Origin of the sequence: Tatumella citrea (assembly GCF_002163585.1) — a bacterium.
In the GTDB taxonomy this organism is placed as follows: Bacteria; Pseudomonadota; Gammaproteobacteria; order Enterobacterales; family Enterobacteriaceae; genus Tatumella; species Tatumella citrea.
Genome location: NZ_CP015579.1, coordinates 1 through 22,071, shown reverse-complemented (window position 1 = coordinate 22,071; position 22,071 = coordinate 1). Strand labels below are relative to the sequence as shown.

Below are 22,071 nucleotides of genomic sequence, written 5' to 3'. Positions count from 1 at the left end.
TCAGGGAAGCTTACTTATTTGGATCCGGCTCGTAGTACTGGACTCCGATGGTGATACGCTCCCGTCCGGTTGCTACCCGGTGACGGTTAGTATCACGCAGTGAGTAAATACAACCGCAGTACTCCTGCTGATAAAAGCGTTCACGTTTGCTGATGTCGATCATCCGCGCAGAACCGCCGCCTTTACGCCAGTTGAATTCCCAGTAGAGCATATCCGGATACTTTGCCGCAGCACGTACACCACACCCATTGATCTGTTTCATATCCTTCCAGCGGGAGATCCCCAGCGAAGAAGTAATAACAGGGAAACCATGTTCGTGAGCATATAATGCAGTACGTTCAAAGCGCATATCAAAACACATGGTACAACGCTCACCACGTTCCGGTGACCACTCCATACCTTTAGCCCGCTCAAACCAGTTATCCCGGTCATAGTCAGCATCAACGAAAGGCACACCAAACTTTTCGGCGAAACGAATATTTTCCTCTTTCCGCAGCTCATATTCTTTCAGCGGATGGATATTCGGATTATAGAAAAAGATAGTGTATTCAATACCCGAGGCCAGCATGGCTTCCATCACTTCCCCGGAACAGGGTGCGCAGCAGGAATGCAACAATACTTTATTATGACCACCTGGCAGCGGCAGTGGTTTTCTTTCGATAGCGTCAGACATACTCAGATTTCCAAAACGTAACAACAGCGAAATAGTGTCAGCGGGGCGAAAGCCCGGATGCAAAGTGTACAGCATATTGTTATCGGATTCTTTTCAATACGCCAGTGAGGAATCACAAAAAAAGCTATATTTCGCGGAAAGAGAATGGAAACAGCTGATGATAATGGGTTTAACGGGCATCCGGTTAATCTTCAGTGATGTAAACAGATGCCCGCTACAGGTCAGGCGACCAGCCCGGAGAGTATCGGAGTATGCAAGCGGTTGAGAGCACTCAGGAAGGCATCAAGCTCATTATCCAGCCGGTCGAGAATCACCGGGTCAATCTTTGCTTCTCTGTCGCTTTGAATCACCTGCGAATCATCAGCAAACACGCCATGTAAAATATCACGGGATTTCAGGGCGCTCAGCACCGGTTTCAGTGCGTAATCGATCGCCAGCATATGGGCGTTACTGCCTGCGGTTACGACCGGCAGCACCACTTTATTTTCCAGGGCACGCTCCGGCAATAGGTCCAGAACTGTTTTCAATGCGCCCGAATAGGCCGCTTTATACACTGGTGTGGCAATGATCAGACCCTGAGCGCTGGCAAGATCCTCTTTAAACAGAGAGATGGCCGGCGCATCAAACCGGGCCTGAATCAGATCATCCGGATCAAAATGCTGAATATTCCAGGGAAGCACTTCCACCCCCTGCGACTCAAGAATTTTCTGGCTGAGAGTCAGTAATGCCGTGGAGCGCGAAGGAAAGCGCGGACTTCCGGCTAATGTCACTACCCGCATGACAGTCCCCTTATCAGTATGCTGTTTTCAGAAAAACTATGCGGGAATGATGACAGAGCGACACAGACAGGAAAAATAATATATCCGGCAAAGCTATTGCCGGATTCAGATATATACCGTGGCCCGGCAGTCAAAAGACGGTTTTACATGCTGTAGCCAGGTTTTTTGATCAGCTCATCCATCTCCGGGGCAATCTGGATATCCCATACACTGGATTTCCACTCGGTCTGAGGAATGTATTTAAGCGCAATACTGACAGCAGACTCTTTACTCTGCATATGCTGTTCAAGAACTTCAGTCAGTGCTTTGGCCAGAGCCGTCTCTTGCTCGTCAGTGAGTTCTCTCGGGAAAGCTTTAATTTCGATATGCGGCATTGCCGGCTCCTGTCTGAATAAATGAAAAAACACCTGATTGCAGGTCTGTTCAGATAATGACACCAGAATCATCTGCCGGGAAGCCTGCCACATCATAAAACAGACCATTCTCCTGCTGGCGGATATGTAGATTAACTCTTTATTAAGCAACACTTTTTCCCTTAAAAGCTGCTCTTCACCGAAGTTTTTTCCGCTCTGTACAGGAAAAACATCCGCTACACAGTGCCCTGCAACACGCGAAGAGGTTTTTCGTCGGATATGTGCTCAGTTGCAGCAGGAGGAAATAGTGGATGAAGATTTCTGTTTATCGGTGAACCAACGTGAGCAGATTGTCAGCACTTTATTGGGTGAAGGCATTGCTCTCCCTCATTCCCTGGGATTACAGGCCCGACAGTCAGTTGTATACACCGTACTGGCCCCGGATGGCATTCCCTGGGGGGAAGAGCGTGCTTATGTGATTTTTTTACTGGCTATCAGCAAGGCTGAATATCAGGCAACGATGGGAATTTATGATATTTTTGTGGAACTGATGCAGAGCAGGGCAGCATTGCAGCTGAAAAACTGCCCTACTTTCCCGGTGTTTATCGACACTGCACTGGAATTTCTACAGCAATCTGTTCCGGGGTGATGGCATTCAACTGAGATTAATATTCATCTCCACGCACCCGATCACGATAACTCTCCCAGTCAAAACGAACCCACATGCTATTGCCAAGCCGCATCCGGTCCATTACACGTTCGCCGAGTAATGCGTTCATCCCGTCATGATTCAGATTCGACAGCATGCCTGTCGGGCGCTTAGATGAGGAACGACGATCGACTATCTGATTAATAATCACTTTCTCATAACGTGATTCAGTCTGCATGCCGATCTCATCAATTACCAACAAATCCACACTACTCAGATCGTTAATCAGGCCTTCCTCAGTCAGCTGACTGTCGCCACTGAAGGTGCCTTTCATATTCGACATAAGGTCAGCGACCGTAACAATCAGCACGCTTTTGCCACGCAAAATTAAATCATTACCGATAGCTGCCGCCAGATGATTTTTACCGGTACCGGGCCGCCCGGAAAAGACGAAACTGGCAATGCTGTTGTCAAATTCTGCCGCGTATTGCCGCGCCAGGGTTAAAGCCTTACCTTGCGCTTCGCTTTCTACCCTGTAATTGTCAAATGAACAGTTAATGTGCAGCTCACGAATTCCGGAACGTCCCATGATGCGTTGCATTTTCATAGCACGGTTTTCCCGGACAATGGACTCCGAGCGCAGCAGGCCCTGCTGCTGATTCCAGGCCAGTAACTCTTCACCATTGGTAAATTTAGGTCTGACTCCGGCGGGCATTAATCTTTGTAAACGGCTGAACAGACTTTCTGGAGTTTTCATTATTCCCCCCTGAAACCATTAGGGATCTGACGGTCAGGTTCCGCCACCTGAGTATGATCGCGGCGAGTCTGAGGATATTTATTCACTCTGCCTGCCTGCAGAGAGCGGGCCAGTTTCTGTTGCCACTGAATATGATGAAATGTCCGGCCTTCTGCCTGCCAGTAGGACACAAAAGACGCTAACTCTTCATCACTGACGGGTTCGCCCAACGCTATCCCCCATATTGCAGCCTGGCGCAAAAAATCCTGGTCTGGCTGCCATCCGGCAAACATAGGAAATTTTCCGGCAGGAATACGCAAAGAGGCTGGTGAAACTTCCTGCTGATCAAAAAACTGATCATCCAGCGCCACATCCGTTGGCCGCTGCAAAGCTGATTCCGCAGCCAGCAATTCTGCCAGCCGTTCTGCCGTCAACGCATACATCACCGGGGCATTCTGATGAAATACCGCAAGAGTACCCTGCCCTGCACTTTGCAGTGCCGAGAGTGGATTTTGGCTGAATTCGTCCAGCCCGATGACAGATGAAGCTAAAAGTTTAACCGGCATAACAGAACCTGACTGATAAAATTTCCCGTCCCGCGTAAACCTCATATCGCGAAACCACTTCACTATAGTGTATCAAGTTTGTCGGCGTGGATCGCAAAAACATGCGGTGAATATTCCTGCCCCTTTTGCCATGCCCGGCTAGAATAGGGGAACTTTGGCAACATTTTCGGGAGCGATAATGACAATTCAACGCTGTCTCTGGGTCAGTGACGATCCGCTGTACCTTGCCTACCATGACCATGAATGGGGCGTTCCACAAAAAGATCCGCAAGCCTTATTCGAGATGTTATGTCTTGAAGGCCAGCAGGCGGGATTATCGTGGATTACAGTGCTCAGAAAACGGGAAGCTTATCGCCGGTTATTTCATCAGTTCTCTCCGTCACTCATTGCACAGATGACTCAGGAGGACATTGAGCAACGGCTGCAGGACTCTTCTATTATCCGGCATCGTGGAAAAATTAATGCCATTATCAGTAATGCGCAGGCAATGCTGGCAATGGAGTCTGCCGGTGAATCGTTTAGTGATTTCCTGTGGGGATTTGTTGAAAATCAGCCGGTCGTCAGTCACTACGCCAGTTATCGGGATGCACCGGTGACCAGCCCTGCAGCGATAAAAATGTCCGGAGCTCTCAAAAAGCGGGGATTTAAATTTATCGGCCCCACTATTTGCTATGCATTTATGCAGGCAACAGGGATGGTTAACGATCATCAGACCAACTGTTTTTGCCACCCGGACAATACTTCTGTCACCTCATAAACAACAGCAGAAAAATACAACTATCCTCTGCAGGGTCGAATATCATCTGACGGACAGGCATAATTACCCTGCAAAAACCTGCCGTTCTGCAGGTTTAACCGGAGAAGGAATGGAATGACAAGCAGGCCAGCAAGAGCCACTATCAGTGATGTCGCAAAAGCCGCAGGTACCGGAAAAACCAGTGTTTCCCGTTATCTGAATGGTGAGTTGCATGTGCTGTCACCTGCGCTTAAAGCACGAATAGAGCAGGCCATCGCTACACTTAATTATCGCCCAAGCCAAATGGCACGCAGCCTGAAACGAGGCCGGACCCGGCTCATTGGACTGATTATTGCTGATATTACTAATGCTTATTCGGTAGAAATAATGTGCGGCATCGAGGCCGCCTGCAGGGATTATGGCTTTACACTGCTGATGTGCAATACCAACAATGAAGTTTCCCTGGAACAGTATTATATCCAGCTACTCAGCAGCTATCAGGTCGAAGGGATCATCGTCAATGCTGTCGGTATGCACGAAGCAGAACTAAGCCGCCTTCAACAATCCCGTCTGCCAATGACATTGATAGACCGAAAAATTGAAGATTTTGACTGCGATGTTATTGGCCTCGATAACCATGAAGCCTCCGAAAAAGTAACCCGCCATCTGGCGGACAATGGTTTTACTGCCTTACTGTTTATCAGTGAGCCTGTGGGTAGCGTCAATACCCGTCGGGAACGTCTCCAGACTTTCCGCCAGACCGTTGCCACTTATCCTGAAGTACAGGGAGAGAATACCGAAATTGCTCTGCATCAGGAAACTGAACTCAACCGTTGCCTGGACGACTTTTTGAGCAGGAATTGCCACCAGCGCTGTGCAATTATTACTGCCAATGGTTCTTTGACATTGCAGGTAGTTAAACAGCTACAGGCAAAAGGTATTGTCTGCGGTACTGATGTCGGGTTGGTAGGTTTTGATGAGATGAACTGGTCATCACTGGTTGGCACCGGAATTACTACACTGAAGCAACCAACTCATCAGATAGGCTATCGCTCTCTGCAAAGTGTCATCAATCGTATTAAACAGACAGACTCAGAGCGTACTGAGCACTTCTTTACTGGTGAACTGGTGATCCGCGGTTCAAGTCAGCCATTACAGGTCACTCTGCCTGGCCAGTGACCCGATTTTCTCTGTCATAAAATGTGACGATCCGGCAGGCAAGAGTAATACCATGAAAGCGAAACAAAGGTTAAATTAACCTTTCGGATATTGTCGCAGCTGCCTGCTGGCAGCTGTGGGATTATCGATTTGTTCCCGCAGAAAAGTGGCTCAATCTCTGGCCTCAGGGTATCTGTTGTTATGCAACACAGAATATCTGCTGCTGCCCGTTTTTCGGGCTTTCATTAATCACAACCTGAAAAACCAGGAGAGGCGGAATGAAACCCCCGGTTATCGTGTATAAATCTTTACCTGCTGAATTGCTGAGCCTTCTGTCGGAACATTGTCAGATAACCGAAGTTAGCGACCTGAGCGAGAACACAGTCACACAACACGCCACTGCCTTTTCTCAGGCCGTCGGGCTTCTGGGCTCTGGTGCCAAAGTGGATCAGCAACTGCTGGACAGAATGCCGGCACTGCGTGTCTGCTCTACTCTCACGGCCGGGTACGATCTGTTCGATCTTGATGCCCTGAATGCACGGCACATTGCTCTGATGCATACCACCATATTAAGTGAAACGGTTGCCGATACCATTTTTGCACTGATCCTCGCCAGTGCCCGTCACATTACCTGGCTGGATAGTTGGGTCAAAGCTGGCCAATGGCAGAAAAGCATCACACCGGAATTATTCAGTATCGATGTGCATCATAAAACGCTCGGTATTATCGGTATGGGACGGATTGGCATGGCAGTCGCACAGCGTGCACATCTTGGTTTCAGCATGGATATTCTGTATAACGCGCGTAAAAATCATCCGGATGCAGAACAGCGTTTTTCGGCTCAGTATTGCTGTCTCGACGAATTGCTGGAGAAAAGCGACTTTGTCTGCATTATTTTACCTCTCTCTGATGAAACACGGCAGTTGATTGGAGCGCGGCAACTGGCATTAATGAAACCCGGAGCGGTGTTGGTTAATGCCGGTCGCGGTGCTGTCGTTGACCAACAAGCACTGACTGATGCACTGAAAAACAAGCAAATTTATGCCGCAGGCCTGGATGTATTTGAACACGAACCCATACCTGCCGACGCAGAACTCCTGACATTACCCAACGTCGTCACTTTGCCGCATGTCGGTTCAGCAACCCATCAGACACGTTATGCAATGAAGCAAGAAGGGGTAGAAAACCTGATCGCCGCACTGGCCGGGAAACTGGACAAAAATTGCGTCAATCCGCAGTCGGTGAAGCAACAATAATATTTTAATTTTCATATTAAACATCATTAATATTGCGCCCGTATTAGACGGGCGCTATCGTGACAGCACCTGCGATTAACCAATTTCTCCTGCTATGCATTTTTCTCAGTTCGGCAACAAATTTACCCGTCAGACAGGAATTTCCCGTTTAATGGAAGATATGGGGCGTGGTTTACGCACCCCGGGTACAGTCATGCTCGGCGGGGGTAACCCGGCGAAGATCCCTGAAATGGATGACTATTTTTGGCAGTTGCTTGCAGAAATGCAGCAGAGTGGCGTGTTGACAGAGGCACTCTGTAACTATGACGGTCCGCGTGGTAAAGATGTCCTGCTGGAGAGCCTTGCGACAACCCTGAAAGAAAGCCAGGGCTGGGATATTTCGGCTAAAAATATTGCCCTGACCAACGGTAGTCAGAGTGCTTTTTTCTATCTGTTTAATCTGTTTGCCGGTAAACAGGCTGACGGGTCCACACGCAAAGTCTTATTCCCCCTGACCCCCGAATACCTCGGTTATGCCGATGCCGGGCTGGAAGAAGATCTGTTCGTCGCGGCCAGACCGACAATCAGTCGTCTGCCGGAAGGGCAGTTCAAGTACCATGTCGATATGGAAAATCTTGTGGTCGGGGATGATATTGGTCTGATGTGCGTTTCGCGCCCGACGAATCCAACCGGCAACGTGATTACCGATGAAGAACTGACTGGCCTGGATCAACTCGCCCGGCAACATAATATTCCACTGCTGATTGATAATGCTTATGGGCTGCCGTTTCCCGGCATCATTTTTACCGAAGCCAGGGCACTGTGGAACCCAAATATCATTCTGTGTATGAGTCTCTCTAAGCTGGGACTGCCCGGGGCTCGCTGTGGAATTATCATCGCAAATGAAGAGACCATCCGGGCACTCGGTAATATGAACGGTATCATCAGCCTGGCTCCGGGGAGTGTAGGTCCGGCCATTGCTCATGAGATGCTTTGCCGTGGAGATTTACTCCGGCTATCAGAGCAGGTCATCAGACCCTATTATCAAAATAAAGTGGCCGAAACTATCGCCCTGATTCGTCGTTATATCCCCGAAGAGCGCTGTCTGATCCATAAACCGGAAGGAGCCATTTTTCTCTGGCTGTGGTTCCATAATCTGCCGGTGTCTACAGAAGAACTCTATCAACGGCTAAAGGCAAGAGGCGTATTGATGGTACCAGGCCATTTCTTCTTCCCGGGATTAGACGGTGAATGGCAACATACCCGTCAGTGTATGCGTATGAATTATGTCCCTGATAATCAAGAGATAGAACGGGCAATAATTCTCCTTGCAGAGGAACTGGATCAGGTTTTTTCTGCAGAAAATTAATATTAACCTTTACGGGCCACAGGCTTAATTATGCGATTTAAAGATGTGTTACTGGCATTATGTGTAGTGATTATCTGGGGTATAAATTTCGTTATTATCAAAGTCGGCCTGGAAGGTATCCCCCCTTTCTTACTTGCAACACTGCGCTTTGCCCTGGTGGCATTTCCCGCCTGCCTGTTTATTCCGAGGCCTGCAGTTCCGTTTAAATGGCTGCTGGCCTATGGACTGACAATCAGTTTTGGTCAGTTTGCTTTTCTATTCCTGTCGATAAAACTCGGCATGCCTGCGGGCCTGGCATCACTGATTCTGCAAGCTCAGGTGTTTTTCACCTTGCTGTTTGGCGCCGTTTTTCTGAAAGAATCGCTGCGCTGGTATAATTTTGTTGGCCTGCTGATTTCGGTGCTGGGAATGATTTTCCTTGCAGAACACAGCCTGGCAGGAGATACCCGACATGGCATGCCACTCATCGCTTTACTACTGACACTGGCAGCCGCATTTTGTTGGGGTCTTGGAAATATTACTAATAAAGTCATTATGCGCCACCATCCGGTACCTGCTATGTCGCTGGTTGTCTGGAGCGCCTTTATTCCTTTGTTGCCTTTTATGCTCTCTAGCTGGTTGTTTGACGGTGCCGTGGCCATAAAGACCAGCCTGATCAATTTCTCCACCACAGGAATATTTTCGGTTATTTACCTCTCATTTTTATCGACTATTGTCGGTTACGGTTTGTGGGGAGGATTGTTGGGTCGCTATGAAGCATCACGGGTCGCACCTATGGCATTGCTGGTGCCCGTGGCAGGAATACTCAGTGCATCCATTTTATTGCATGAAACAATGAGCCCAGCCCAGATGACAGGAATTGTGGTGATTATCGCTGGTCTGCTGGTAAATACCTTCGCCGGCAGAATCCGCCAGCGACAACGCAGCACAACCGCAGGCAGCAGATAAAAAAAACGCCGCAAATTTTGCGGCGTTCTTTAAATCATTATCTGGCCATAATCATTAGCGGGCAGAGTCACTGATTTCAATACGACGAGGTTTTACTTCTTCGGGAGTAATACGCTCAAGATCAATGCTCAACAACCCATTTTCCAGCCGTGCATCGCGGACAACGATATGGTCTGCCAGTTGGAATTTACGTTCGAAATTACGTTCAGCAATTCCCTGGTAGAGATATTTTTTCTCTGGTTGTTCAACAGGATGAGAACCCCTGACCATCAGCATGTTGTCATGGAAAGTAATATCCAGTTCCTGCTGTGAAAAGCCAGCCACCGCGATTGTAATCCGATAGTGGGTGTCATCAACCAGTTCAACATTATAAGGAGGGTAGCCACCGTTCGCCTGATTAGGATTAGATTCCAGCAGGTTAAATAAACGGTCAAAACCGATAGCAGAACGGTACAGTGGTGAAAGATCAAAGTTACGCATAATCAAACTCCTGAATTTCAGCAAGTATGTATAGCCTTCCCTGCAGGACAGGCCACTAAGTGCAGATATCCCTGACGGCGATATACTGCAACGTTACTTTTAAAATGGGGGCGATCGCATTTTTTTCAAGCAAATCGAGGTTTTTTTAGGGTAACTAATGAGAATTGTCTTACACTCTAAGAACCGTCGCAGTCATCTGACTTATATCAGCAACAAGTAAAGCTGTCTGAAAATCGGTTTTAGAGGATAAAAAGGGACGACTATGATTAAAGTAACCAACCGGATCCCGACAGCAGGTATGATTGTCTGGTGTGCGTTTTCTGCTACTGGCTGTTCCAGTGTGATGTCACATACTGGCCCGGAACAAGGGTACTATTCAGGTACCCGGGCAAATACTGAAATACTGGAAGACCAGAATACACGCTGGCCGATTAAAACGCTGGCGGCGGTCGATTACCCATTTTCTGCCGTAATGGATACTCTGCTGGTACCCTGGGATTATTTCCGTAAAGACAGCAATTCCGGAGGAAGTTCACTGCATGCCAGAGTCACAGAAAGCGAAACCCTGGCAAAGACAGATACTATGATGCCGTCCTCGCCGGTTATTACTGCTAAAAATCCGTCACCATAAACAGCTGCCTCCAACCGCTGATATCCCTCATATAAGCGATCTTCAGCCCGTCGGGAGACCAGACTACCGCATCGCCACAGGGAGCCTGTGCAGTGCGGGAAGTCAATCGCTGACATTGACCTGAACGAACATCACAGGTCATTACACTGTTATCACATACAAAAGCCACCATCCTGCCCTGCGGATGCCAGTTGACTACCGAGGCAATACTGTCAGCCAGCCGGGTTATCTGTTTAGGCATTCCACCTAAAGGTGAAATCGTCCACAACTGGATAATGCCCTGCTCATCAGCCATCAGAAAAGAAATGGTGCTGCCGTCAGGTGAAGTACGTAACCAGTGACGAGGTTGTAACGCAATCCCTTGCGTGTAAGTAAGCCTTCTCTGAACCACCCCCTGAGGTGGATAAGGCAAACGATCCCCAAGCCCCTGTAACGGGAAATCACCGGCAGAGGCATAGTCCTCAGGGTGTTCAGGCAAATCGGCAATAAAAATTTCAGGGATCTTATGCCCATCGGCAGAGAGTGTATCTCCGATAAACACCAGCGCCCGGCGCTGCCATTCACCACTGGCTTTCTGGTAACCGGCCATACCGACCCATCCTTCCTCATAGGCCCGGTTAATCTGATCACTTCCGGGTTGGGGATTCACCGTCGTCTGGCTGACCAGCACGCAAAAATGGCTGCCATTATATTCCCGTGGATGCTGTCTGCTAACAATAACCGGATACAGTGGTACCGCAACGCCAACATTACGCATATCCTCTGCAGATGAGCGCTCATGCATAACATGATCATTGTAAGTAAAACTGAGAAACTCCCCTTTACTATCAAACATATGAACATGTGTCCCACCACGCAATGCACCCGGAGTATAAGGCGGGGTAATATCACAGGCATCCAGAGTGACGGCATTGCCTTCTTCGATGATTACGCCACGGCGGTGATGGAAATCATAATGCCAGGACTCATCAGGATTCTCCGGCCCATGAATACAGACATAACGTTCAGGATGTACGGGGCTGCAACTGATCACTCCGACACAAGCATCCAGTGAAGCCTGATAAAGAACTTCATTCTGACCGTTATCAACATTTACACGTTCAACCGTCTGGCTGTTAAAAGTTGCCTCCGGAGGGCGGGTATCAAAAACCAGCCACTGGCTGTCCGGGGTCCAGATCTGGAAGTTTGTCAGCTGATGATGGCGAGGGTCGAAAGTTAATTGTTTTTCCTGCATTTCACGCGTCCACTACGGTTCCGGTGCTGAGGAATATGCAATATTCTGTAGCGTTCTGCCAGTGTGATATCGTCAGAAACAAGAAAAGCTGCCCTGAGGCAGCTTTTCCGGCGACTTACTCACACTGTTTTATTATTTATTCAGCTCAGCGGACATATACACACGATTGTTATTAATCGTACTGGTAATAGTATATGAAGATGCACCGGCCGCTTTGGCTTTGGCAGCAATCTGTGCCTGAGCACCGTCCAGAGTACTGCTGGTCGCAGAAACAGACTCAGCAAATGCACCGAAAGACAGGGCAGATAATGCAGCAGCAATTAAAGTAGTCATAGTTTTCATGGTCAAATTCCTTCTTTATGGTTTATTACACAGGTACACATTGTCCTGATTTCACACCAGCGTTATTCATCACGGTAACTTAATTTTTATTTTCTGAGAGTATTTACCGGTCAGAAAATAATACGCCGGGGAGAGATTAATTATTTATTCAGTTCGGCGGTCATATATACACGGTTATTATCAGTTGCACTGGTAATAGTGTATGAAGATGCACCGGCTGCTTTAGCTTTGGCAGCAATCTGTGCCTGAGCACCGTCCAGAGTACTATCGGTCGCAGAAACAGACTCAGCAAATGCACCGAAAGACAGGGCAGATAATGCAGCAGCAGCAATTAAAGTAGTCATAGTTTTCATGGTCAAATTCCTTCTTTATGGTTTATTACACAGGACATATATTGCCCTGATTTCACACCAGCGTTATTCATCACGGTAACTTAATTTTTATTTTCTGAGAGTATTTACCGGTCAGAAAATAATACGCCGGGGAGAGATTAATTATTTATTCAGTTCGGCGGTCATATATACACGGTTATTATCAGTTGCACTGGTAATAGTGTATGAAGATGCACCGGCTGCTTTAGCTTTGGCAGCAATCTGTGCCTGAGCACCGTCCAGAGTACTACCGGTCGCGGAAACAGACTCAGCAAATGCACCGAAAGACAGGGCAGATAATGCAGCAGCAGCAATTAAAGTAGTCATGGTTTTCATGGTTAATTCCTCAATAAAGTTTAAAAAGTATCATTTGTTTTGATGAAATAATGATACCTATAGTTACTATTAGGGTGTTAACAGAAAGTGCGATCTCAGTCACCATGAGTAACAATACCGTGTAAATATTAGTCAGATTTTGTTAACTAATTAATATTAATGTATTTTATGGCAATTCGACGGATTGCTATTGCTACAACATAGCAACACAACACCAGCTCAGAACGAAAACGGAGTGAGGGAACTTATAAAATTCAGACAGAGAGGATGTGAGAAAGGGAACAAAGATAAAACAGGCATCCGGCGATGCCTGTTTTCAGTTTCAGGCAGTAAGAGCCCATTTTTCGATGGCTCGTGCAACACCATCCTCGGCATTAGTCGTTGTCAGATAACGGGCCTGTTGTTTTACTGAGTCAATAGCATTGCCCATAGCAACACCACTGCCAGCATAGGCAATCATTGCCAGATCATTTTCATGATCACCAATTGCCATCACTTCATCCGCAGTAAAACCAAGAAGTTCAGCCAGTTTTCTGACACCCTCCCCTTTATTTACCTGATTATTCAGAATCTCCAGATAGAAGGGGGCACTTTTCAGAATTGTATAATCCTGCATAATTTCAGGTGACAGACGGGCGATTGCTGCATCCAGTAATTCAGGCTCATCGATCATCATCAGTTTTGGAAAGCGCAGGCTGGTATCCATCTCCTCAGGGGAGCGATAACGCAACGGAATCCCAGTCAGAGAAACTTCATGCACCGTATATTTGCTGATGTCTTTATTGGGAGTGTAGAGGTGAGTTTTATCCAGTGCCTGAAAGTGAACACCATACTCACAGGATAGTTGCCAGAATTTCAGGTAATCCGCATGGCCAAGAGTCACTTCCGCCACACAACTGCCATCATCAGCGCGCTGGACCAGTGCACCATTGTAACTGATACAATACTGGCCAGGAGTATCCAGCCCAAGCTCGCTAATGTAACGTTTCATCCCAATATGGGGTCTTCCGGAGGCCAGTACCACAATAATCCCCTGTGCCTGAGCCCGGGCAATTGCTGATTTTACTGCCGGTGTAATTTTATGTTCCGGATCCAGTAACGTGCCATCCATATCAAGTGCTATCAGTTTAATTGCCATAACATCCTCATGATTTACCGAATATCATCCGATGCTATCCTTTTTACACTGAGTCCGACAGTGTTACTCTGGCAACACTCTGTGCAGATCACAGTATATGACTGATCATACTGGATTATTGTTTTCCTGTGGATATCACCCGGCTTTATTCTGACTGACGGCAACATTAAACGTGAACCACTGGTGGCTCAGCTTTGAGAAACTTCCATCGGAATAGATATCTGTTATCGCCTGATTGACCTGTTGTTGAAGCTTAAGATCATCGCCTTTCCGAAAACCAATCCCGGTCCCCTGGCCAAATAACGCAAGATCAGTCACCTCTTTGCCTTTCAGAGCATAGTTGGCGCCCTGAGGTTTTTTCAGAAATGAAAAAGTCGCTGACACTGCATCATCCAGACTGGCATCCAGCCGGCCCGCCGTCAGGTCTGTATAAATCTGATCAGGCGACTGATAGGTCACGATATCCACCCCCTGGGGGCGCCAGTACTTATCTGCATAGGTTTCAAAAACAGACCCCTGCTGTACTCCTACGCGACGACCTTTGAGGCTGGCAGCATCAGCCACCAGCGGGCTACTCTTCGCAGCAATCAGATATACCGGAGTACTGAACAATGGCAGGGAAAAATCGATGGATTTTCTGCGCTCATCATTAATCGATAGTGATGAAAGAATAATGTCAAACTTTCGGGCTTGCAGAGCGGGGATCAGTGAATCAAACGGTAGTGAGATAAATGTACAATGGCGTTGAATTCTTTGACAAATTTCTTTGCCAAGTTGCACATCGAAACCAGCCAGATGACCTGAGTCATCCATATACTCAAATGGCGGAAAGGTAGGATCGATACCCACGGTTAAGGAAGGCAAAGCCTCTGCGGCATAGCAACCGGACATTCCGCCGGCAAGCATCAACAATATCCACTTTTTCATCAATCCCCCTCTGACCTGAAATTATTGCCGGATGAAACGTTCTGGCCGAAAATCGGCCAGCATTGGATGCCGCTTATCAGTCATCATCTCGCCTGCCAGTAGTTCACCTATAATCAGCGCCAGAGTGGCTCCTGAATGGGTGAACGCGATAAAGCAGCCCGGAAAGCCAGGTAGCTCCCCAAGCACAGGAAAACCATCGGCGGGGACGGGTTTACGCCCAGCTTTATAGCTGGCCACTTTCAAAGGAGCCTCAAGGGAAAGTATCCGGTCAGCCTCTTCCAACAGGCGATCGGGAATTTGCGGACTGAGGGTAAAACTACCGTCTTGCTGCTGGCAGATATCGTCAACATACCAGCTATGGTCCAGTGCCAGTGTCTGACCCGGATTTGGCCGTAAGGCAACACGTGGAGTATTGAATACCTTTTCAGGCAGCGCATCAGCGGGTTCGGTAATAGCCAGCATAGATAATACCGAGCCATCCGGCAGTGAGTATCCCAACGAGCCAACCACAGCAGGAGTTTCAGCACCACAAGCCACTAACACACGGTCAAAAGGCAACAGCCCGTCTTCCGGGGTAATGACGCCGCAAATCCGCCCTTCAATATCAGCGGATGGCAGTACTTTTCCTGCCTGTTGCACTGTTTTCCCGCCCAACGCGATAAATTCTGCCAGCAGTGTGTTAATAAGCTCAGGCAGACTTACCCAACCCTCTCCGGGATTAAACAATGCTGTGCCATTAATCGCTTCCGGGTTTGCCAGCGCTTCGATCGCAGCCAGTTGTTGAGGATCGTTTAGCAATACAGACTGATAACCATGATCAGTTTCTGCCTGGTGCCATTCAGCTACCTCTTCCGGCCGGGACCAGAATATCCCACCGGAAAATTTAAGCCAGTCGATCGGCGAAAGACGATGAAACAGTTCCTGATAACGTGCAATCCCCGCCATACGCAACAGGTAGTAGCTTTCCGGCCAGGGTCCCGAGGCATTGAGCCAGGAAAGGGAACGACCAGAAGCCTCTGAGGCCCACATTTCTTCAGTAAATAAGGTGACTTCAGCACCGGCTTTTACCAGCTGGTGAGCACAGGAAACTCCAATAACCCCACCACCAATAACTGCAACTTTCATCCATACCTCCGTGGTTTGATGAAATGAGTATTGCCCCTGACCACAAAGATATGAAATAGGATTTATTAATGGCGGCTGACGAAATGACAGTAAAGTACGGGATTCAGAGCAAAAAAAACCCTCTTTGTCACCAAAGAGGGTCGGATTCCGAAGCAGGACTGATTAAATATCGATATTGGCTGCTTTCAGGGCATTTTCTTCAATAAAGGCCCGGCGTGGTTCAACCGCATCTCCCATCAGGGTGGTGAACAACTGATCGGCTGCAATCGCATCTTTAATGGTAACCCGCAACATACGGCGGCTATCCGGATCCATTGTGGTTTCCCACAACTGTTCAGGGTTCATCTCGCCTAATCCTTTGTAGCGCTGAACCGACAGACCACGGCGGGATTCTTTCACCAGCCATTCAACCGCCTGTTCAAAACTGGCCACCGGCTGACGACGCTCACCACGTTCGATAAATGCATCATCTTCAATCAGGCCGCGTAATTTCTCACCCAATGCGTTGATTTTCTGGTATTCAGGCCCCTCAATAAATTCAGAATCCAGAGGGTAATCAGTATCAACCCCATGAGTTTTGATCCGCAGTACTGGCTCAAAACGCTGGTGTTCCCGATTTTCCCGCACGAAGCCGGAGTAGCTACTGCCATGCACTTCACGTTCGGTCAAATCACTCACCAGCTCGTCCAGCCACTGTTGGACTGTAGCCTGACTGCTAAGATCGCTCAGGGTCGGACGGTAGACCAGCCTTTTCAGCAGCATTGCAGGATAACGACGGGACAACCGCTTGATCATTTTTTCGGTGTTATTAAACATAGCCACCAGCTCTTCAAGCGAAGCACCACTCAGTGCCGGAGCACTGGCATTGGTATGCAGGGTCGCACCATCCAGCGCAATCGCTATCTGGTATTGATCCATCGCATCATCATCTTTAATGTACTGTTCCTGTTTGCCTTTCTTCACTTTATACAGTGGCGGCTGAGCAATAAACACATGACCACGCTCAATAATTTCCGGCATCTGACGATAGAAGAAGGTCAGCAGCAGCGTACGGATGTGTGAACCATCGACGTCCGCATCCGTCATGATAATAATGCTGTGGTAACGCAATTTATCCGGATTGTATTCATCGCGACCAATACCACAACCCAGCGCCGTGATCAGTGTTGCCACTTCCTGGGAAGAAAGCATTTTGTCGAAACGCGCTTTTTCGACGTTCAGAATCTTACCTTTAAGCGGCAAAATTGCCTGGTTTTTACGGTTACGCCCCTGCTTGGCTGATCCGCCAGCAGAGTCCCCTTCCACCAGGTAAACTTCGGAGAATGCAGGATCACGTTCCTGGCAATCGGCCAGTTTGCCCGGCAAGCCAGCCAGATCCAGTGCACCTTTACGGCGGGTCATTTCACGGGCGCGACGGGCCGCTTCACGGGCACGAGCCGCATCAATAATTTTACCGACCACAATTTTCGCATCAGACGGATTCTCCAGCAGGTACTCTGCCAGTAATTCGTTCATCTGCGATTCAACCGCAGATTTCACTTCCGAAGAGACCAGTTTATCTTTGGTCTGAGACGAGAATTTGGGATCCGGAACCTTGACCGATACCACGGCAATCAGTCCTTCACGGGCATCATCACCGGTTGCACTGACTTTGGCTTTTTTGCTGTACCCTTCTTTATCCATGTAGGCGTTCAGAGTACGGGTCATTGAGGCACGGAAACCGGCCAGGTGTGTTCCGCCATCACGCTGAGGGATATTGTTGGTAAAGCAGTAAATATTTTCCTGGAAACCGTCGTTCCACTGCAAAGCGACTTCCACACCAATACCGTCTTTTTCGGTACTGAAATAGAATACGTTCGGATGAATTGGAGTTTTATTTTTATTCAGATATTCAACGAACGCTTTAATGCCGCCTTCATAGTGATAATGATCACTCTTGTCTGAACGCTTGTCGATCAGCCGGATAGAGACCCCTGAATTCAGGAACGACAGTTCACGCAGGCGCTTCGCCAGGATGTCATACTCAAAGTCAGTGACATTGGTAAACGTCTGATGGCTGGCCCAGAAACGAACTGAAGTCCCGGTAGAATCAGTTTCGCCTACCACATTCAGTGGTGCACTTGGTACGCCGTGCAGATAGGTTTGCTGATGGACTTTACCATCACGACGAATCGTCAGTTCCAGTTTTTCGGATAAGGCATTCACCACCGAAACACCGACACCATGCAGGCCGCCTGACACTTTATACGAGTTATCATCAAACTTACCGCCGGCATGCAGTACCGTCATGATAACTTCGGCAGCAGAAACACCTTCCTCAGGGTGAATGCCGGTAGGAATACCACGGCCATCATCCTGAACAGAAACAGAGTTATCTGCATGAATGGTAACAATAATTTCTTTACAGTAGCCCGCGAGTGCTTCGTCGATGGCGTTGTCCACAACCTCGAATACCATGTGATGCAACCCTGTGCCGTCATCCGTATCACCGATGTACATACCAGGGCGTTTGCGTACCGCATCAAGTCCTTTCAGAACTTTGATACTTGAGGAGTCATAAGAATTCGACATCAACGTTTCTCGCTCATTTTAATCTTCAGGTTGAACTGCTATTTTACCTTTTTCTACGCTGAACATCTTGCCCTTTTCATCATTCATGTCGATTACGTGATCAACACTTATGGCGCTGACAAAAACCTGTGCCCGGGTCGCTTTCAGGCGGTTGGCCAGGATATGGCGACGTTCGTCATCCAGCTCAGAGGCAAAATCATCGATCAGGTAAATACAACGTCGTCCGCTTTGACGTGTCAGGTACTCTCCCTGCGCCAGGCGCAGGGCACACATTAATAATTTTAGCTGCCCACGGGACAGCAAATCTTCTACAGGGGTACCGGCAGCCCGGATACGAAAATCAGATTTATGAGGGCCGCTGGCGGTATAGGTTAACGCTCTGTCACGCTCAAAACCACGCTCCAGCAACTCAGCATAATCACTCTCTTTATCCCACCCTCTCAGAAATGAGAAGCTCAGATCATATTCCGGCAGAAATTGCTGGCAGGTTGCTTTAATCTCGCGGGTGATTTCATCACTGTAGGCCTGCCGCCACTCGCTGATTTGCTGAGCCAGTGGGGCCAGTTCCTGGTCCCAGGGTCGCAATTGTCGGTAGCTCGTGACCTGACGTAAGGCAGCATTTCGCTGCTTCATCAACCGGCGTAAATCACTCCAGGCGCTAAAAAATCCGGGGTAATTATGAAAACAGCCCCAGTCGATATAAGCCCGACGGAATTTCGGCCCACCGGTAAGCAGTGTGAAACCTTCCGGGGTAATAAGCTGCATAGGCAACAACTGGGCCAGTTCAGCCACTTTATGGCCGTCACTGCCATCGATACGGACTTTACTGTCACCGGCACGGTCTTTACTTAAACCAATACTGTGCTGCTGGTGAGCATCTTCGATCCTGCCATGCAGCACAAATGCAGGCTGATCGTGGCGGATCACGCGCCCTGTCTGAATACTGCGAAATGCCCGGCCATGCCCCAGCGTATACACGGCCTCCAGTACACTGGTTTTACCACTGCCATTAGGACCAATCAGAAAATTCACTCCCTCTGACAGGGCTAAATCAGCCTGAGCAATATTACGAAAATCTTTAATAATCAGGCGGGTCAGGGCCATAGGTCAGTCCGGAGGAGAGGCAAACTCATTCAGGGGAGCAGTCTGCCTGTAACTGTGTTGGCTGCAGACAGACTGAACATCAGAATTGCAGGCTACAGTCGCATTGGCATCACAACATAAGCTGCGTGCTGACTGGCAACATCTTCAATTTGCACACTGGATACAGAATCTGTCAGCAACAGCCTGACATTTTCACATTTCAGGGCGTTAAGTACGTCCAGCACATAGCTGACATTAAAACCGATCTCCAGATCACTGCCCTGGTAACTAACATCCAGGATCTCTTCAGCTTCTTCCTGCTCAGGGTTGTTCGCCGTGATACGCAGCTGGTTTTCGGTAATAAATAACCGGACGCCTCTGAATTTTTCGTTAGACAGAATAGCCGCGCGGGCAAACGCCTGACGTAGCAGATCACAACCTGCTTCCAGAGTCTTGTCCGGGTTTTTTGGCAGTACCCGGCGATAGTCCGGGAAGCGTCCGTCCACCAGCTTAGAGGTGAAAATAAAATCACCCACATGCGCACGGATATTACTGCTGCCAATCTGAACCTGTAACGGATTATCGCCACCATCCAGCAACCGGACCAGCTCTACCACGCCTTTACGCGGTACAATCACGGAATGGTCAGGTAATGACTGGCCAATCGGCATTGAACAGACGGCCAGACGGTGGCCATCGGTAGAAACAGTGCGCAGCTCTTCACCAGCGGTTTCAAATAACATGCCGTTAAGGTAATAACGGACATCCTGATGGGCCATCGAAAACTGAGTCGCTTCAATCAGCCGTTTCAGGGTCGCCTGTGGCAGGGTAAATTCAACTTCACTCTGCCAGTCATCAAGATTTGGAAAATCGCCTGCCGGTAGCGTCGATAGTGAAAAACGGCTACGGCCGGAACGCACCAGCATTCTGTCATTTTCAAGAATGACATGAATCTCAGCGCCTTCAGGAAGCCCCCGGCAAATATCCAGGAACTTACGCGCCGGCACTGTGGTTTCGCCTGCTTCATGCGGCTGGCTGAGAGCCACACGGGCAACCATTTCCATTTCAAGATCGGTCCCTGTCAGGGACAGCGCGCCATCGGTGACCTGCAGCAGCAGGTTACCAAGAATAGGTAATGTCGGACGTCCCCCCAGGGGGCCGCTCACTTGTTGCAATGGTTTGAGCAACTGCTCTCTTTCTACAATAAATTTCATAGCGTCAGGAAGATAATGTTCTGATTAAATTGGAGAAATCTTCTTTTATATCGTGACTTTCTTCACGCAACTGCTCAATCTTGCGGCAGGCATGTAACACCGTAGTGTGGTCACGCCCACCGAAAGCATCGCCGATCTCTGGCAGGCTATGGTTGGTCAACTCTTTGGCCATTGCCATAGCCATCTGCCTTGGTCGTGCGACTGAACGCGAACGACGTTTTGACAGTAAATCGGCGACTTTAATTTTATAGTATTCTGCGACCGTTTTCTGAATATTATCGATAGTGACCAGCTTTTCCTGCAGCGCCAGCAAATCGCGCAATGCTTCACGGACAAAATCGATAGTAATCGCACGCCCGGTAAAATTGGCATTGGCAATCACACGATTCAGCGCCCCTTCCAGCTCACGGACGTTAGACCGCAGACGTTTGGCAATAAAGAAAGCTACTTCACCTGGCAGACGAATTTTATTCTCATCCGCTTTTTTCATCAGAATGGCAACACGGGTTTCCAGTTCAGGGGGCTCGATAGCAACGGTCAGACCCCAGCCAAAACGTGATTTCAACCGATCCTCAACCCCGTTAATCTCTTTCGGGTAACGATCAGAAGTCAGGATGATTTGCTGATTACCTTCCAGCAAGGCATTAAAGGTATGAAAAAACTCTTCCTGAGAACGTTCTTTATTCGCAAAGAACTGAATATCATCAATCAGCAAGGCATCCACCGAACGATAATAGCGCTTAAACTCTTCAATCGCGTTATTTTGCAGCGCTTTTACCATATCCTGGACAAAACGTTCGGAGTGCATATAGACAATCCGTGCATTCGGTTTTCTGGCAATAATACCGTTACCGACAGCATGTAACAGATGGGTTTTGCCTAACCCGGTCCCGCCATACAAAAACAGTGGGTTATAAGCTCCACCGGGATTGTCAGCAACCTGGCGGGCTGCTGCACGGGCCAGCTGGTTCGATTTACCTTCGACAAAATTATCAAAATTATGCCGGCTGTTAACATTCGAGCGGTAAGCCACATCTACCGGCGCAGGAGCACTGTCCCAGCTTGGACGCCCTTCGTTACTACTGGCCGCCGGACGGGCCGGAGGAACAGGTTGTGAGATATGCGGCATGGCCACCGCACTTGCTGCTGGTGTGGCTGCCGGGGCCGCCGCAGGCCGCGCGCCAACTTCAAACCTGAGTTGCGGGATATCCACACCGCAAAACTCATTCAGCAAGCCATTAATACTATTGATGTATTTATCCCGCACCCAGTCGAGTACAAAGCGATTTGGTGCGTACAGAGCCAGGGTATTATCGTTTAATTCAGCCTGTAACGGGCGGATCCACATACTGAATTCAGTGGCAGGCAATTCATCCTGCAAACGGGTAAGGCACTGTTGCCAAAGCGTTAGTGACAC

Annotated in this window: 24 protein-coding genes; 7 read left to right on the top strand and 17 right to left on the bottom strand. The window is 48.6% G+C overall.

The window, feature by feature from the left end; translation table 11 throughout:
• Nucleotides 1-10 precede the first annotated feature (10 nt).
• The 3 genes from A7K98_RS00120 to pptA all read right to left on the bottom strand — a co-directional run bounded on the left by A7K98_RS00120 (nucleotide 11) and on the right by pptA (nucleotide 1,826).
• Entirely contained in the window at nucleotides 11-673 is a 663-nt protein-coding gene (locus tag A7K98_RS00120) for an epoxyqueuosine reductase QueH (RefSeq protein WP_038016717.1), read from the bottom strand.
• Nucleotides 674-894: 221 nt separating this feature from the next.
• Nucleotides 895-1,452, bottom strand: a complete 558-nt coding sequence (gene ssuE / locus A7K98_RS00115) for an NADPH-dependent FMN reductase (protein WP_087486750.1) — start codon at nucleotides 1,450-1,452, stop codon at nucleotides 895-897.
• Nucleotides 1,453-1,595: 143 nt separating this feature from the next.
• Nucleotides 1,596-1,826, bottom strand: coding sequence for a tautomerase PptA (gene pptA, locus A7K98_RS00110; protein ID WP_087490306.1), 231 nt, complete (start codon nucleotides 1,824-1,826; stop codon nucleotides 1,596-1,598).
• Nucleotides 1,827-2,112: 286 nt separating this feature from the next.
• Here pptA and A7K98_RS00105 point away from each other — a divergent pair, with 286 nt between their 5' ends.
• Complete coding sequence (locus tag A7K98_RS00105; protein ID WP_407703096.1) at nucleotides 2,113-2,454, top strand: PTS sugar transporter subunit IIA; 342 nt, start codon at nucleotides 2,113-2,115, stop codon at nucleotides 2,452-2,454.
• 16 nt (nucleotides 2,455-2,470) lie between these two features.
• Here the strand turns inward: A7K98_RS00105 and dnaC are convergent, their stop codons facing one another.
• Entirely contained in the window at nucleotides 2,471-3,211 is a 741-nt protein-coding gene (gene dnaC / locus A7K98_RS00100; protein ID WP_087486748.1) for a DNA replication protein DnaC, read from the bottom strand.
• Nucleotides 3,211-3,756: a primosomal protein DnaT gene (gene dnaT / locus A7K98_RS00095; protein WP_087486747.1), complete on the bottom strand. Its 546-nt coding sequence runs from the start codon at nucleotides 3,754-3,756 to the stop codon at nucleotides 3,211-3,213. Before dnaT ends, dnaC begins: the two co-directional genes overlap by 1 nt.
• Nucleotides 3,757-3,940: 184 nt before the next feature.
• On the opposite strand from dnaT, the gene A7K98_RS00090 reads away from it, so the two are divergent.
• The 5 genes from A7K98_RS00090 (at nucleotide 3,941) to A7K98_RS00070 (ending at nucleotide 9,202) form a co-directional block, all read left to right on the top strand.
• Nucleotides 3,941-4,513 (top strand): DNA-3-methyladenine glycosylase I, encoded by a 573-nt coding sequence (locus A7K98_RS00090; RefSeq protein WP_087490305.1) that lies wholly within the window; start codon nucleotides 3,941-3,943, stop codon nucleotides 4,511-4,513.
• Between the two features lie 114 nt (nucleotides 4,514-4,627).
• Nucleotides 4,628-5,671 carry a LacI family DNA-binding transcriptional regulator gene (locus tag A7K98_RS00085; RefSeq protein WP_087486746.1) on the top strand — a complete coding sequence of 348 codons (1,044 nt, stop codon included), beginning with the start codon at nucleotides 4,628-4,630 and terminating at the stop codon, nucleotides 5,669-5,671.
• A 257-nt stretch (nucleotides 5,672-5,928) separates the two neighbouring features.
• A complete protein-coding gene (ghrB, locus tag A7K98_RS00080; RefSeq protein ID WP_087486745.1) occupies nucleotides 5,929-6,906 on the top strand; it encodes a glyoxylate/hydroxypyruvate reductase GhrB in 978 nt (325 codons plus the stop codon).
• A gap of 94 nt (nucleotides 6,907-7,000) precedes the next feature.
• Nucleotides 7,001-8,254: a valine--pyruvate transaminase gene (locus A7K98_RS00075; RefSeq protein WP_087486744.1), complete on the top strand. Its 1,254-nt coding sequence runs from the start codon at nucleotides 7,001-7,003 to the stop codon at nucleotides 8,252-8,254.
• A 30-nt stretch (nucleotides 8,255-8,284) separates the two neighbouring features.
• Complete coding sequence (locus A7K98_RS00070; protein WP_087486743.1) at nucleotides 8,285-9,202, top strand: EamA family transporter; 918 nt, start codon at nucleotides 8,285-8,287, stop codon at nucleotides 9,200-9,202.
• A 54-nt stretch (nucleotides 9,203-9,256) separates the two neighbouring features.
• Here A7K98_RS00070 and ibpA read toward each other — a convergent pair whose 3' ends face one another.
• Entirely contained in the window at nucleotides 9,257-9,682 is a 426-nt protein-coding gene (gene ibpA, locus A7K98_RS00065) for a small heat shock chaperone IbpA (RefSeq protein ID WP_087486742.1), read from the bottom strand.
• Nucleotides 9,683-9,944: 262 nt separating this feature from the next.
• On the opposite strand from ibpA, the gene A7K98_RS00060 reads away from it, so the two are divergent.
• Entirely contained in the window at nucleotides 9,945-10,313 is a 369-nt protein-coding gene (locus tag A7K98_RS00060) for a YceK/YidQ family lipoprotein (RefSeq protein ID WP_407703095.1), read from the top strand.
• Here the strand turns inward: A7K98_RS00060 and A7K98_RS00055 are convergent.
• The 11 genes from A7K98_RS00055 to dnaA all read right to left on the bottom strand — a co-directional run bounded on the left by A7K98_RS00055 (nucleotide 10,294) and on the right by dnaA (nucleotide 22,071).
• On the bottom strand, nucleotides 10,294-11,547 hold the full coding sequence (locus A7K98_RS00055) for a DUF3748 domain-containing protein (RefSeq protein WP_087486741.1): 1,254 nt from the start codon (nucleotides 11,545-11,547) through the stop codon (nucleotides 10,294-10,296). The two genes, A7K98_RS00060 and A7K98_RS00055, sit on opposite strands and share 20 nt — an antisense overlap.
• A 132-nt stretch (nucleotides 11,548-11,679) precedes the next feature.
• Nucleotides 11,680-11,889: a YdgH/BhsA/McbA-like domain containing protein gene (locus tag A7K98_RS00050; RefSeq protein ID WP_087486740.1), complete on the bottom strand. Its 210-nt coding sequence runs from the start codon at nucleotides 11,887-11,889 to the stop codon at nucleotides 11,680-11,682.
• Nucleotides 11,890-12,029: 140 nt separating this feature from the next.
• The gene (locus tag A7K98_RS00045) at nucleotides 12,030-12,242 is read right to left on the bottom strand and encodes a YdgH/BhsA/McbA-like domain containing protein (RefSeq protein WP_087486739.1); all 213 of its coding nucleotides are present in this window, start codon (nucleotides 12,240-12,242) and stop codon (nucleotides 12,030-12,032) included.
• A 141-nt stretch (nucleotides 12,243-12,383) separates the two neighbouring features.
• Nucleotides 12,384-12,596: a YdgH/BhsA/McbA-like domain containing protein gene (locus A7K98_RS00040; RefSeq protein WP_087486738.1), complete on the bottom strand. Its 213-nt coding sequence runs from the start codon at nucleotides 12,594-12,596 to the stop codon at nucleotides 12,384-12,386.
• Between the two features lie 322 nt (nucleotides 12,597-12,918).
• Nucleotides 12,919-13,734, bottom strand: a complete 816-nt coding sequence (yidA, locus tag A7K98_RS00035) for a sugar-phosphatase (protein WP_087486737.1) — start codon at nucleotides 13,732-13,734, stop codon at nucleotides 12,919-12,921.
• A 135-nt stretch (nucleotides 13,735-13,869) separates the two neighbouring features.
• On the bottom strand, nucleotides 13,870-14,661 hold the full coding sequence (locus A7K98_RS00030) for a transporter substrate-binding domain-containing protein (RefSeq protein WP_087486736.1): 792 nt from the start codon (nucleotides 14,659-14,661) through the stop codon (nucleotides 13,870-13,872).
• A gap of 21 nt (nucleotides 14,662-14,682) precedes the next feature.
• Complete coding sequence (locus A7K98_RS00025) at nucleotides 14,683-15,786, bottom strand: NAD(P)/FAD-dependent oxidoreductase (RefSeq protein ID WP_087486735.1); 1,104 nt, start codon at nucleotides 15,784-15,786, stop codon at nucleotides 14,683-14,685.
• Between the two features lie 162 nt (nucleotides 15,787-15,948).
• Nucleotides 15,949-18,357 (bottom strand): DNA topoisomerase (ATP-hydrolyzing) subunit B, encoded by a 2,409-nt coding sequence (gene gyrB / locus A7K98_RS00020; protein ID WP_087486734.1) that lies wholly within the window; start codon nucleotides 18,355-18,357, stop codon nucleotides 15,949-15,951.
• Between the two features lie 18 nt (nucleotides 18,358-18,375).
• Nucleotides 18,376-19,461 carry a DNA replication/repair protein RecF gene (gene recF, locus A7K98_RS00015; protein WP_087486733.1) on the bottom strand — a complete coding sequence of 362 codons (1,086 nt, stop codon included), beginning with the start codon at nucleotides 19,459-19,461 and terminating at the stop codon, nucleotides 18,376-18,378.
• Between the two features lie 92 nt (nucleotides 19,462-19,553).
• Nucleotides 19,554-20,654 (bottom strand): DNA polymerase III subunit beta, encoded by a 1,101-nt coding sequence (dnaN, locus tag A7K98_RS00010; protein WP_087486732.1) that lies wholly within the window; start codon nucleotides 20,652-20,654, stop codon nucleotides 19,554-19,556.
• A 4-nt stretch (nucleotides 20,655-20,658) separates the two neighbouring features.
• Complete coding sequence (dnaA, locus tag A7K98_RS00005) at nucleotides 20,659-22,071, bottom strand: chromosomal replication initiator protein DnaA (RefSeq protein WP_087486731.1); 1,413 nt, start codon at nucleotides 22,069-22,071, stop codon at nucleotides 20,659-20,661.